Raw genomic sequence first — 13915 nt, 5'->3', positions numbered from 1 at the left:
ATGAAGTTTTACAGATGGACCGAAAATGCAACATCAGATAAATGGAGGAAATTGGTCACTTTGCTATCAGGACCAGTTTTTAGGAGAGTTCTGAGGTGGAGAACGTTATTAATGATGCTTTTTCGCTAAGGAAATTAAACCAATCAAATCAACGGCATATAATTTTATATGCCTTAAGCAAAGCCTGACTGCCCGTTATGGCAACGGCCTTTCCATCGTCACCCAAAAGTATCATCTTTATGTACCGTTATCGGGAACATTCATTCCTGAAACACTCAGGCTTCAGGAATGAAGAAAAAGGAAACTAATCAAAAATGCTCTCGGATGGGCATACCTTTACCTCGCCCCAGCCCACAATGGTGCCATTGGGGGTAAGGTCTTTGATGGAAACGCTATCGCCTGAATATTCGGACCCTCTGACTACAATATCGTAGTCATGGTTAGCCTGAGGAATAAATTCAACAGTGGCCGATTTTTGAGTGTTCTGATGATACCCAGCCTGTGTCCAGTAGTGAATGACACGAATCATTTTTCCTGGCTTCAGGGTAAATTCATTGATGAAAGCACCCTTGTTTTCAGACGACGCTGGCATACCTATCCGTTTATTACCTGTAACGGGGATGCCCAGAATGGCAAAACCAGAAGTGATACGGCGTTCCAGCATTTTTTTATAGCAACCTGAACTCTGTTTTTCATAGAACTGAAGTGCCGTATTGCCCTCTGAACCCACCCGGATTCGGGCCGCATCCTGCCCTTTATAATCATCCAGTGAAGGTCTGAAGCCTGCCGTGCAGCCACTCAATAATAGTGCTATCAATCCGGTGATTAAAATTTTTGCAGCCATTCTTTATTATCCTTAATTTAACTGACACAGACTGGAACTGGTTATTTTATTGGTACTATAACGAGGCGGGTGTTGCGTTACCCATCGTTTATTTTATGACATAAAAATATTGACCGTATTAATGCACAAAGACTTTATTAATCCTGCTGGAAAAAATAAAATATGGTACCCATATCAGACAACTGATTAAGGCCCGAGCCAGCATATTGATAGCAGACTGCGTAATGTTTACGTGAAAAACCAAAGCAGGATAAAGCGTGCAAAAACTCGCAAAGATAAGACCGTATAAATAGTACGTTATCATCACGTATCTGGTTTTTACTTTCTTCCTAAAGAAGAACCAGCAAGCCAGCACTGTTACGGGAGCATTAATAATGGACAGCGCTAATAATAAAACACTAAAACTATTAACCACACCTTGTTTCTGATAAGTGTTGGCAATCAACGAAACAATACAAAAATCATTATACAGCATCGTAAAAAAACCAATAATCAAGCCTAAAGCTGGCAGATATAATAAGCCATTAATCCTGCCCTCTTCTTTTTTTTCACAATTATCACAAAAGCCTGATTCTTTATTCTCTTCTGCTTCCTGACATTTAATGCATAACATTCTCGCCCCCTGAAGCTGTAATTGTTTTTCTTTGTTTTAACAAAATTCAAACCGGTTAATTCAGAAGATCGACGTCTTTGGTCAGACAGGATCAGGTACTATTTTAAATGTATCTAAGAACTGCCTGATTCGACCTTTATAAAAAACGGTCCTTTCCAGAGTGAAAAAAAACAACCCTGACCAGATGACCAGGGTTGCGGTTTTTAGCGTTGAATCAGAAACGGTATCCGATGCCGATGTTAAAACCATTGATGGCAACATCTTCGTTATATTTTACGCGAGTACCTTCATAGCCAACACTCACAGAGAGGTTGCTGATAGGATTAACCACGACACCCGCACCGTAGGCAAAGGATGTTTTGCTTTCGCTGTAAGAACCCGAATACTGTGCGTACTGTGACTGGTAATTGGCTTTGTCTTCTACTTTGGTACGCGCGACCCCAATTAAGCCGTAGAAACTGACATAGTCATTAATACGGTATGCCGGACCCGCCATCAGGGAATAATATTTCGCTTCAATTTTTTCATTATATTTCTCAAGACCGTCAAAATAATCATTCTGTTCGGAATAACTGTCATCGCCTTTCATGTAGCTGAATGAGCCAATCACACTGAGAGGAGACTCCCATTCATAGCGATACTGAACGTTGACGCCACGGATATTTTTAAAGTCTTCAACTTTGCTTTGTGCATATCCAACCGAGACGGTGTGATTATCAGCCAGTGCATTGCTGCCCACGAGCAGACCGCCACACAGTAATGCCAGCATCGTCATTTTAGAAGTCATGTAATTAATTCCTTTTCATAATTTAACATTATTTCCCTGCGCTTAACGCAGGACTTCGTTCCCTGAATCACCAATACCCGACGGACAGGATAGAGTTTTTATCAATCCATCTGTATCGGACAGGAATTTCATGTAGCGCTCCGCGCCTGATGTTCAGATCGGTCGGAGAGCATCTATTCATACCCGGTTTTTTTTAAAACTGGCTGGCCTGAGTCAATGTAAAACTTAAACACCAACCTTATTAAATGGCACTTCGGCCGTTTAATTTAGGTTAAGTAAATAATTTGACCACAGGATTCATCCTGGCGGTTAGTTATCAATCAATTCTTAATGGCACTATTAGACCAAAAAGAATTAGAGGTATCAAGACCGAGTTGCCATAAAAAAGCAAAAACCCCTGAAAACCATTACTGCACATAGATCCAGAAAACCATACTGCGTTATACAATCCATTAACGCAGATTATTAACTGACCTGTATATCCACAACCCATTAAAAGACTAAGTTACAGTTCTATTTAAACCCCTCTGAATAAATGAAAGCATTCGGAAAAATAATGCCTGTATTTTCCCAAAAAGCGTTATTTTCAAGCTGACTGCCAATGCTGCCGCCGGTGCTCATGCCCATCCTTTACCTGTGACTGATTCTACACATCAACACTGGTGATATTCAGCAAGCTGACGATCTGCCCGTAAGCATCCGGGGCTGGTAACCCTGCCATTACCACAGGCATCCATAACTTTCTTATCACTAATGATGTCATTCTCAGGCAGGTCGTTTATCAGACACTAGGTCTTTTGGCATGCTATCCGTAATAAAAACCTCGGTGAACATGCGCCGGGACAACCTAGCAGCTTAGCCTATATGAATGAAACTTTTGTAATTCGCCTGCATCTCTTTCAAGAATACCAATGTAATGCTGGTATGACCTAATTAACTCAAAATAACCTAAAATTGAGATAATCCCAAATGCGTCATACAAGTCAGAATAATCTATTGTTTTCTCGGTAATGATAAATCCCCAGTCAGGCGGCAACTTATCATCCAATACATTAAAGATATTTGAAGGTACCCATAATGGATTCTCACCTTCAGGACATAGCAAAAAATCTATTCGAGTCGTATAAAACATAATACCGTAGACTTTATACTCCATGCCAGTTTTTAGCGGCTCAAATAATGTTTCGTCAGTTTCCCCCATGATTCTTGCATCATCGGGTAAGCTTTTTCCGGATATTGAATTGCATATAACTAACATTTATCACACCCTACTTAAATTTAAAATCGTCTACTTGGCCAGTTTTGGTATTACGAACATAGTGAACTTCAACACCATTAATATTTTGAGCCATTTTGACCCAACCATCTTCTCTAGGCCATCGTTTATCTGTCATTGGTATTGGTAGTTGACGTCCAGATTCTGGATTCGACTGTGCTTGTTCAATAGCCAGTTTTTCTTGCAAAGAATTAGGTTCCGTTCTACCAGTTGAACCACGGCCTAATTGTTTTTCTGACGAATAAGCTAAATCATCTTTATTATACTCAGGAGTCGGCGTAACCGTTGTATTGCCTCCTGTATCCGGCATACCATCAGTATTCCCGGTATTGCCTGGTGCCTGCTCACCAGACCGATCCGGCGTAACCAGTGACGTTCCTTTATTTTCATCATGAAAAGGATTAACCAGTTTTCCGCCGGTCAGATCATCATTCACCGGCACAGTTTCCGTTTTGTTACTACTGCCATCCTGATACTGCTGATTATGCGCCACATTCGGATCGCGGGATTTTGCAGCCTCATCACGCGCTTCAACGATTGCACGACCATCAGTGATCGGCGGCGTATCCGCCTCAGTTCCTGACCCTTTCAGAGTCTTATCCAGCTCCGATGCAATTTTGTTATTCGCATCCTGAACTACCTTGTCACCCGGACTCAATGGTAATCCCGGAACGGGTACCAGCACAGGCCTTGGCAAGAGAAGATTATTATTTTCCAATGCATTTTTACCCGCCTGCGCGCCCGCCACCGCAACGCCCGTGCTGTCTCCGGCCACGCCGCCCGCAAGGCCCGCCGCCAGCGTCCCCAGCGCGCTGATGGTCTGCCGCTGCTCCTCACTGAGGTCTTCGCGCTTAACCCCCGGATACATCTGCTGCGCGATGTACTCGCCCATCGCCGCGCCAGAAGCACCCGCAAGTGCAGGATTACCCGACGCGTATGACGTCACCGCGCCCACTACCGCGTGTGCAATCAGGTTCGCCTGAACGTTCACCACCTCTTTGCCGTCCGGGCCTTTCGTGGTCGTCAGCGTATGTATCTGCTCCGCCAGATAAGGTGCGGCCGCCCCGCTCACCGCCTGGGCAATGTTGCCGCCCGCCAGCCCCTGTATCGCCGCCGTCGCCGCGCTGATGCCCTGCTGCACCGGGCCGCCGGTTCCCATTCCGCCGGCCAGCATCTCCCGGTTGTACAGCGTCTGATAGACCTGTCCGGTGATGTCGGCCGCGGTCGGCTCCTGACCCGGATTCGCTTTGCGCCACTGCGCTTCGGCATCCTTCTTCTGGTCCGGCGAGATGTTCTTCATCTTCTCCGTGGCAGCTCTGGTCGCCGCAATCTCGCCCTGCGTCCGCGCAATGTCGCCCGCCTGGCTGCCGATTTCCGCCAGCAGCTGCGCCGTCTCCATCCGCCGCTGCTCTTTATCCTTATCGAAGATTTTATCCAGCCCCGGATTCGCACCCGCCGCGTCGCGGCTCAGGTCCGCCACGTCCTGCGTCTGCTTCGCCTTATCCCGGATAATGAGGGTGCCGTCGCTCACCGCCGCCTTCGTCACCGACGAGGCGCTGCCGCTGCCGTTCAGCCCCGCCAGCAGGCCGTTCGCCATGTTGCCTTCGAACTGGCTGCCGATGCTGCCGCCGGTGCTCATGCCCACGCTCTGATGCTCGGTTTTATAGTCCGCGTGGTTCTCTATGTTGCTGAAGCCCAGCGTGCCGGTGTCGAGACGGTTCTTATCGGCGGTGGCGGTGGCGGTGGAACTGATGACCGCGCCGTTCAGTTGGGTGTGCTCACCCGCCGTCACGTCAAAGCCGCCCTTCCCGGCAAAGATGCCGGTCTGCTCGGCCACGCTCTGCCAGTTGCTGTGCATCTTATCCTGGCTGAGGTTGACGCTCGCGGAGCCGGTCATCGAGCCGAAGGTGAAGCTGCCGCCCGCGCTGGCGTTCTGCTGCTTACTATCGTAGCGGTCGCTGTCCTGCTCTGAGGTCAGCGTCAGGTTGCGGCCGGTATCGACCTTCACGCTGTCCCCGCGCACCTGTGCGCCGGTCAGCGTGGTGTCGCGCCCGGCGTTCAGGCTCAGCCCGTTGCCCGCCGTGAGCGTAGTCTCGGTATGGGTCAGCCCGTTGCCGTTCTCGCGGCCTTTGCCCGCGTTGACGCTGGCTGAAACGCTGATACCGTAGCCGCCCGACCCGGCGGTCAGGCCGATACCCAGGCTGCCGCCCTTGCTGCTGTTAGTGCTGTCGGTGCGCTCGCTGTTCTGCGCTGAAACCAGGCTGATGTCGTTTTTCGCCGTCAGCCCGAGGTCGCCGCCCGCCTGAAGCTGGCTGCCCTGCACGAGGATGTTGCCCGCGCTGCCCGGCTGTGCGCCGGTGGCGGTGATGGCCAGGTTTCCGCCCGCGCCCAGCGTACTGCCCTGCGCTTCACGGCTTTCGGTGCGGGTCTCGCTTTTCGACGACTGGCTGCCGTAAGAAAGACTGATGCCGATCGAGTTGGTGGAGCCTTCTTCATAACCTTTGTCGCCCGGCTTCAGGCCTGCGGCGGTGTTTGTGGCGTTCGCCGCGTCGGTCTGCGCGCCGTCCATCTGGTAAGCCTGCGCGGCCTGGGCCGCCGTCAGCGCCGCTTTGGTGCCCTGCAACGCCTTCAGCCGGTCATCGCCGCTCTCATCGGCGGTGCGGGCGGTCTGCACTGCCGTGTTCAGCGCCGCACCCACGGTGCCGGACAGCGCCAGCGTCAGCCCGCTCTGCTTCTGCTCGGTTTTCGTCAGTGCGGTGTGGCTGTTTTCGGCCGCACTGAGGGTCACGTCGCTGCCGCTCAGGGAGAGATCTTTACCGGCGATTACGTCGCTGCCGTGCACGTTAAGCTGGTTACCGGCACTGAGGGTGACGCTGCCGTCGCTGCTCCCCACCGTGCTGCCGCGGCTGAGTGCGCCGCTGGCGTCGGTGCTGCTCTTCTGCATCGCCTGACCCACGGTAAAACCGATGCCGCCAGTGCCCATCAGGCCAGATTTTTTCTCCTCGCGCTGATGCACTTCATCACGCGTTTCTGTGGCGGTCGTGATGCTGAGATCGCGGCCGGCGGTCAGCGCAACATCCTGCGTACCGGCGACGTTGCTGCCGGTCACGGCAATGTCGCGGCCCGCCTGAAGCCGGACGCTGTCGCCGCTCAGCGTGGTACTGAGCGCCTCGCTGCTGTGCAGTTCGTCGTGGGTTTCCAGACTGCTGCCCGACAGCAGCCCTTTACTCGACTGCCTGCTGTGTTCGGTGAGATCGGTACGGCTGTTGCCCGCGCTGAGCACGATGTCGCGTCCGGCGCTGGCGGTCAGTGCCCCGCCCGCCGTGACGTCCGCTGCCGTAGCGCGGATATCCTGTCCGGCACTCAGCTGCAGCGCGCCGCCGGCGGTGATGCGTGACCCGGCATCGCTCTGCTGTGACAGGCGACGGTAGTTGCTGCTGTTCCAGCTGTCATTTTCAGTGTGCTGCGTGCTGAGGGTGCCGAGCGTCAGGTCATTGCCCGCCTGAATCTTCGTGGTGCTCTTCTCTCCGGCGTTGCCGATATCGCTGGCGGCCAGGGTGATGTTGTTCAGCGCGCTCAGCGTCAGCGCACCGTCGGTGCCCTGCACGTAGATACCGGCCGGACGATCTATCCAGCGGTCGGTACCGTCGCCGCGCAGCGTTGACTGGCTGGTAATATCCCGTCCGGCCAGCAGCGACACCTGCTTATCACCGCTGATGACGCCGCCCAGGTTAGTGATATCCTGACGGGCGGTGAGATTGATCGTGTTGCCGCTGATGTAGCCGCTGTTGGTCAGCGACTGCGCCGTCAGCTGCGTCACGTCGCGGCCCTTAATGGTCCCGCTATTAGTGATGTCGTTGCGGGCATTCAGCGCCACGCTACCGCCCCCGATCAACGCGCCGTCGCCGGTTAAGTCACCCTCTTTCACCTTCGCATAAACCTGCGGTACCAGCACGGTCTGCTGTGTGCCATCCGGCAGCGTCACGGTCTGATTCACCAGCCAGACGATATCGCTGGTGAGCAGCGCCATCTGCGCCGGGGTCAGCGCCACACCGAGTTCCAGGTCGTAGGCTTTGCCGAAGGCTACCCCATTATTCATCAGTCCGCGATACTGATCTTCATCACTGCCATACCCGCTGATATAGCGGTTGCCGGTCAGCTGAATAATCTGATCGCGCACCAGACGCTGCTCGTAATAACCATCGCCCAGCCGCTTCAGGATCCGGCTGCTGTCGGTGGTCAGCGCGTTCTGCATATAGTCGCTGCTGAGCCACTGCTTCTGATTAACAAAGCGCGGATCGGTCTCGACCAGGTAATGGCTGTCACTGCCAGGTTGCAGCTGGTACAGGCTGTTATCCGGCAGCCGGATATCAGGTGAGACGGCGCGGATCACCGGCGTAATCGTCTGTCCATCGACGACCGTTGCTGGCAGTGTCAGCGAGAATTGTTGCCCCGCAGGTAACAGCAGTGGCCGGTCTTTGAGGCTGCCGAGCTTGTCCAGCGTCAGCGCACTGTCATAGCGTAATCCGGCTGGCAGTAACGCACTGCCGCTATCCGTGGCACTCAGCGCAACCGCCGCAACCGCCTGCTGGAGAGCAGGTGTGCCGATGCGGTCAGCCTGCGCTGTGACGCCCTGCTGCTGGCGGTTGCCGGTCTGATAGCCATTTCCCTGCGGCGCGGCATTCGCCTGCCAGCTCAGTGTCTGCAGATCGATGGTTTCCGTCACGGGCGCCGGGCGGTAGTTTTTCTTATCTTTGCCCTGCGACGTTTTGGTTCCACCCAGTTTCTTTTTCTTCTTCTTCGCGTACCAGCGAACCGATTTCCCGTCGTCCGTGGTAACGCGCGTTCCTTTTGTCGCCTGATTATTCAGCTCGCCTATCTGACCGCCGAGCACAGCACCCGCGACAATCTGGCTGTCGTGGTTGTTAAGACGACCGGCGCTAAAGGTCATGTTACCGCCCGACAGAATCTTGCCCGGATCGCTCTCCAGAATCTGGGTTTCTTTCACTATCCGCCGGTAGTCATACTCATAAAACTCGCTGCCGCTGGTGCCATCCGGCATTTTTGCCGTGTGCACGCCATATTTGTTTTTTTTGCTGGTATCCACGTCGGCCCAGTCAAAACGATCGGTGTGGCCTTTTAGCACCGCGTCGTGATGCTGGCTATCTTCGGTCGTAACGACCTGCGTGGTCAGGTGGCGGTTGGTATTGTTGATTTCCGCCATGCTGATCGTGGCATCCTGCCCGGCCTCAATTGTTGCCCCGTCATTGTTGAGCTGCTGCCCCTGTCCGGTGGCCTGATTATTCGCATCCAGCTGGCCGCCAATGTGCAGATCGCCATCACTGTAGATCAGCGCATGGTCGCGGTTGTTCAGCGTGCCAGCCGCAATATCCAGTCGCTGCCGCGCCGCAATCACCGCTGCTTTGCCCGCTTCACTGAGGTTGTTGAGCAGCGTAGCCGCAATGGCAATGTGATCGCCATAGATACGGCCGGTGCCGCTGTTATTCAGGACGCCCGCAACCAGGTGTGTCAGTCCGCCGTCAATCAGACCGCGATTGTTCAGGGTGTCGGCTGCAGTAATTTCGGTCTGCCCGCCGCTGATCTCGCCATTTGCCTGATTACTGATATTTTGCGCGGTAAGGAATAGCGCCTGCTGAGCAGCGAGGGTGCCATCGTTGGTCACGTTTCCGCCCGCCGTCAGGCGCAGCGTGCCGTTAGCTTTGACCTCTGAGAGGTTATGGAAATCACCTGCCAGCGTGATGCCAAGATTCCCCTGCGACAACACCTGTCCGTCGCCACTCAGGGAAGCTGCGTTGATCTGCGCCTCTTTATCAGCAATCAGCGTGCCCTGCTGATTGTTGATGGCGAGCGCCTGCCCCTGGGCTGAGTCCTGAATAGTCAGCGTATCCGCTGACGAGATCAGCCCGCTGACGTTATCCAGTGCCTGTTGCACGGTAAGCGCCAGCCTCTGTTTTGCGCGCAGAGCACCCTGACTGTTGTCCAGCGTGCCGGTTTCGATGGTTAAACTGCCCGCTTCAATGCCTTTACCGCTCTGTCGTGTATCACGGTTGATCAGCGATGGCGTGGTGATCGTCATCTGCTGGCCGCCCTGAATCATCCCGCTACGGTTATCCAGCTGCTGGCTCAGTGACAGGGTACCGGTGCCGACGCTTTGCACCAGGCCGTCATTGCTGACCAACTGACCCGCCGTCAGCGATAGCGTACCTGCCGAAAGGAGTTTGCCCGCCTGATTAAGCAGCGCATTTTGTCCCGCATTGAGCGTCAGATCGGTGCCACCCTGGATCTGTCCCTGCTGGTTATCCAGCGCACCACTTTCAATATTGAGGTTACCGGCACCGGCAATAAGTCCGCGCTGGTTAGTCAATGTCTGACCTGCCGTGGTGAGGGTGATATCCCCCGCCGACTGCAGTTTACCGTCACTGTTGTTCAGCGCCTGACCGTTGAAAGTCAGCCCGCCATTGCCTGCGACCTGCCCCTGGCTATTGTTCAGTTCACTGGCGCTGAGTGATGCCTGCTGTCCTGCAGCAATGAAACCCGCCTGGTTATCAATTGCCCCGCTGCGCAGATCCAGACTGTTGAGGGCAACGATACCGCGCTGGTCACCACTGTCGCGATTGATCAGGGCGTGCCCCTGGGTGTTCAGCGTCATGTCGCTGCCAGCCTGTAACAGGCCACCCTGGTTTTGCAGCTCCCCGCTGGTAAGATCGAGCCGCCCTTTGCCGCCCGTCAGCGTGCCGGACTGGTTGTTGATCTCGCCCGTCACAACCTGCGCGCCGCTATGACCGGTGATGAAGCCGCGCAGATTATCCAATGCGCCGCTGTAGAGCTTCAGCATGCCCGCACTGAACAGGCCGCCTGCGGCTCCGCTGTCACGGTTGATCAGGCTCTTGCCGTGGGTGTCCAGATGCAGATCGCCACCCGACTCAATCCTGCCTGCCCGGTTGTTGAGGAGTCCGCTATCCAGTTGCAGGGTGCCTTTAGCGCCCAGTTGACCCTGCTGATGGTCGAAGGTCTGCTGATGAGTATCGATGCGAATATTCTGTCCCAGCATCACCCCGCTACGGCCATTAATCTGGCCGCTGGAGAGCAGCAGATCGCCGCCTGCAACAATGCCACCGCGTTCGCCGCTGTCGCGGTTATTCAGTTCGCCGCCCTGGGTGTTGACGGACAGCGCCTCACCCGACTGAAGCAGGCCGCGCTGGTTATCCACGCTGCTGCCTTCCAGCGTTAATCCATGATCGGCATTAATAATCCCATCGACGTTGTTCAGTCCACCGCTGGTGAGCCGCATAGCGCCCGCCGAGACCAGCGAGCCCGTGCTGTTATCAAGAGCACCACTGCTGATATGCAGATTAGCTCCCGCAATAACGCCGCCTGATGCCGCATTATTCAGCGCCTCTCCGTGCGTATTAAGCTGCATATCACCGCCGGACTGCAGTCGCCCGCCGCTGTTATCCAGCGCGCCACTGCTCAGCAATAGTTCGCCGCTGGCGCTGAGCAGAGCAGACCTGAAATCAGCGGCCTGGCCCTGCGTATCGATTACCAGGTTTTGTCCCTGAATGACGCCGTGATCACCGGCTAACTTTCCGGTTGAGAGTTGCAGATCGCCGCGTGCCACAATGCCGCCGCGATCGCCGCTGGCGCTGTTGTTCAGCTGCGCGCCGTGAGTATCCAGTGAGAGCGCCTGACCCGATTGTAATAAGCCTCGCTGATTGTCGAGCGCGCCGGTCTTCAGCGTCAGCGCCCCATCAGACATCAGTGTGCCGTCAATGTTGGTCAGCAGGCCGCTGCTGATGCTGGCCGCCGAGGCAGCGGCGATAACGCCGTACTGGTTATCCAGGTCGCCACTGTTAAGGGCAAGTGCGCCACCGCTGATTATTCCTGCTTTACCGCTGTCACGGTTAATCAGCGCCTGTCCGTGGGTATCAAGTGTCAGATCGCCGCCTGACTGGATCAGACCGCTGTGATTGTCCGTTGTCCCGCTGGAAATGCTGAGATCGGTACGGGCGACCAGGTTACCGCCAGTATTGTTCAGTTCACCCTGCTGCGTGTCGATGGTCACGCCGCGGCCGAGCAGGGTTCCACGCTGATTATCCAGCGCCTGACTGCGCAAAGTGACCTGCTGACCCGCTTCGATGCGACCCTGGGTGTTATCAATAGCCTCGCGGGTCATCAGCGTAGCGTCACCGCCAGTTGAAGCAATCAGGCCCTGCTGATTATCCAGGCTTGCGCTGGTGAGTTGCAGATTGTGACTGGCCTGCAGCACACCCTGCGCGTTCGTCAGGGACTCCTGAACCTGCAGTTGCAGATCGCCGCTGCCCGCAGCCAGCAGCGTGCCACCGCTGTTATCCAGGCTACCTGAGGCAAGATTCAGATTACCGCCGCTCTCAATCCGTCCACCACGGTTGTCTGTGTCACCCGAAACCGCGATCGCCATCTCGCCAGCGCCACGCTGCGACAGCAGACCCTGACGGTGATCCAGCGTGCCCGCCTTCAGCGTCAGCGCCTCTGCCTGGGTGTGTGCCTGTGAGAGATCGAGCCTGTCGCCGCTGAGCGTTAACGAACCCGCTGACAGCAGATTGCCCTGATTGCCCTCCAGCCGGGTCGCATTAAGGTTCAGCGCGCCATTATTGCCCGCCAGTTGCACGGTGCCGCCCTGATTATCCAGCCATGGCGTATCCAGCTGCAGTGAGTCACCGTTACCTGCGATGAGCCCGCTGCGGTTTTCAATATGCTCTGCCTGCAGCCGGGTATCGCCTTCATTGCTCAGCGTGCCCTGATTGTTAAGCAACGACCCCGTGGAGATCGTCAGGGCTTCGCGGTTTTGCTGCCGCAGCAGGCCGCGATTGTTACTGACGTTTTGTGCCGCGACAGCGAGGCTGCCCGCCGCCAGTTTGCCATCATCATTGTTAAGCGCCGTCGCAGCCTGAATCCCGAGTGTACGGCCCGCCACCGTGGCGCCCTGGGTGCTGATATCCGCCTGCGTAGAGGTCAGCGCGATGGCATCTGCTGAGGTCTGGCTCCCGGCGAGATCGACCCGGCTGCCCCGCGCCTGAATCTGGTCGTGCGCCAGGTTTTTACCCCGCGCCTTAAGCTCACCCTGGCTCGTCAGCAGCAAATTACCGGGCTGGCTCAGCGTCTCATTGCCGCCAACGCCTGCCGCCAGCGTACTTTCAGCGGTGCTCTCAATGGTGCTGGCGGAGAGCGTCGCGTTACGGCCTGCGCTCACCAGCCCGCTGTTGCGCAGCTTGCCGCTGGAGGCCAGCGTGACATCCTGCTGTGACACGATGTTGCCGCGATTCTCCTGGTCGCCAGTGCTGGCTATCTGCAGCGAGGCCTGACTTTGCAGCGTGCCGCTGTTCTCCAGTCTGCCATCCACGGTCAGGTGCAGCTCACCGGCGCTGGCACCCAGTTCACCGGCATTACGCACGCCAACGCCCTTTTCAGTGCCGGTCAGGGTGATTTTATGGGCATACATGCCGCCAATTGCCGCGACGTCGAGCGCAAACTCAGGCCGTGTCGTCCCATTATCCGCTTTCACCGTAGTGACGTTACCTTCGGTCGCAACCTGGTTCCTGCCTGTGACCACATTGAGTTCGCGGGCATGAACTTTTGCGTTAACCGCTACCGACTGCGCAATGATCTGGGTGTAGTCAGCATCACTGTCATTCAGTCCCTGACCTTCGATATTGATTCGGCCGCCATTAACATCGAAGCCTTTGAGCTGGCCGTTTTCAATCAGCGCCTGTCCGGTGGTCAGCGTATTGCGGCTGGCGTTAATAAATCCGCAGCCGTTACAGGTAATGCCTGACGGGTTAGCAATGACTACCGCAGCCCGCTTACCGGCTACTTCGATAAACCCGTTAAGCTGGCTGGGATTACGGCTGTTGACTTCGTTGAGAATGACCGTCGCTTCCTGCTTTGACAGCCAGGGGTTAGCTGCCACCATGCCACCCAGTTGAGTAGCCGTGTTCTGATGGCTGTTGTTCAGGATTGCGCCGCGCGCGTCAACGTCGAGCTGGCTGTACTGGTTGCGGGAAACACCCTGGCTATTGGGCGTCTGAATGTTGATTTGCGGCAGACCATTTGCGGTGGCCATGACGGTAGGCTGCTGGCTGCCCGGCGCGCTGCTGTCTGCCACAATGTTGGCCTGCACCGGCAGACTGACCACGCCCGCTGCCAGCCAGAGTGCAAAGCTGAGCGGTGAGATCCGCACCCTCGCCTCTGCATATGAGGTGCGCTTCGGGCTTCGGGCAACACGTGAATAGCCGCTACGGGTGATGTCAGACACCACCATTAGCATGCCGCGAACCCGGTTGAAAATAAGGCGATAGCAGAGTTTATTCATAATGCGCACAGTCCATTGTCAGCAAT

The 13915-nt window shown here is 55.4% G+C and carries 5 protein-coding genes; all 5 read right to left on the bottom strand.

What is annotated here, in order from left to right; translation table 11 throughout:
* Positions 1–304: 304 nt before the first annotated feature.
* Entirely contained in the window at positions 305–844 is a 540-nt protein-coding gene (locus GVJ63_RS01470) for a hypothetical protein (protein ID WP_159226314.1), read from the bottom strand.
* 118 nt (positions 845–962) lie between these two features.
* Positions 963–1457 (bottom strand): DUF2569 domain-containing protein, encoded by a 495-nt coding sequence (locus GVJ63_RS01465; protein ID WP_159226313.1) that lies wholly within the window; start codon positions 1455–1457, stop codon positions 963–965.
* A gap of 214 nt (positions 1458–1671) precedes the next feature.
* A complete protein-coding gene (locus GVJ63_RS01460) occupies positions 1672–2244 on the bottom strand; it encodes an Ail/Lom family outer membrane beta-barrel protein (protein WP_159226312.1) in 573 nt (190 codons plus the stop codon).
* 847 nt (positions 2245–3091) lie between these two features.
* Positions 3092–3502, bottom strand: coding sequence for a hypothetical protein (locus GVJ63_RS01455; protein ID WP_159226311.1), 411 nt, complete (start codon positions 3500–3502; stop codon positions 3092–3094).
* A 10-nt stretch (positions 3503–3512) separates the two neighbouring features.
* Positions 3513–13889 (bottom strand): hemagglutinin repeat-containing protein, encoded by a 10377-nt coding sequence (locus GVJ63_RS01450; RefSeq protein WP_159226310.1) that lies wholly within the window; start codon positions 13887–13889, stop codon positions 3513–3515.
* Positions 13890–13915 lie beyond the last annotated feature (26 nt).

The organism is Pantoea sp. 18059, assembly GCF_902706165.1.
Classification (GTDB): Bacteria; Pseudomonadota; Gammaproteobacteria; order Enterobacterales; family Enterobacteriaceae; genus Pantoea; species Pantoea agglomerans.
This window is presented reverse-complemented; position numbering and strand designations above follow the sequence as displayed.

Excerpts from the sequence above, each read along its gene's own strand:
- GVJ63_RS01450 (WP_159226310.1), bottom strand. The coding sequence starts at position 13,889 with ATGAATAAACTCTGCTATCGCCTTATTTTCAACCGGGTTCGCGGCATG.
- GVJ63_RS01460 (WP_159226312.1), bottom strand. The coding sequence starts at position 2,244 with ATGACTTCTAAAATGACGATGCTGGCATTACTGTGTGGCGGTCTGCTC.
- GVJ63_RS01465 (WP_159226313.1), bottom strand. The coding sequence starts at position 1,457 with ATGTTATGCATTAAATGTCAGGAAGCAGAAGAGAATAAAGAATCAGGC.
- GVJ63_RS01470 (WP_159226314.1), bottom strand. The coding sequence starts at position 844 with ATGGCTGCAAAAATTTTAATCACCGGATTGATAGCACTATTATTGAGT.
- GVJ63_RS01455 (WP_159226311.1), bottom strand. The coding sequence starts at position 3,502 with ATGTTAGTTATATGCAATTCAATATCCGGAAAAAGCTTACCCGATGAT.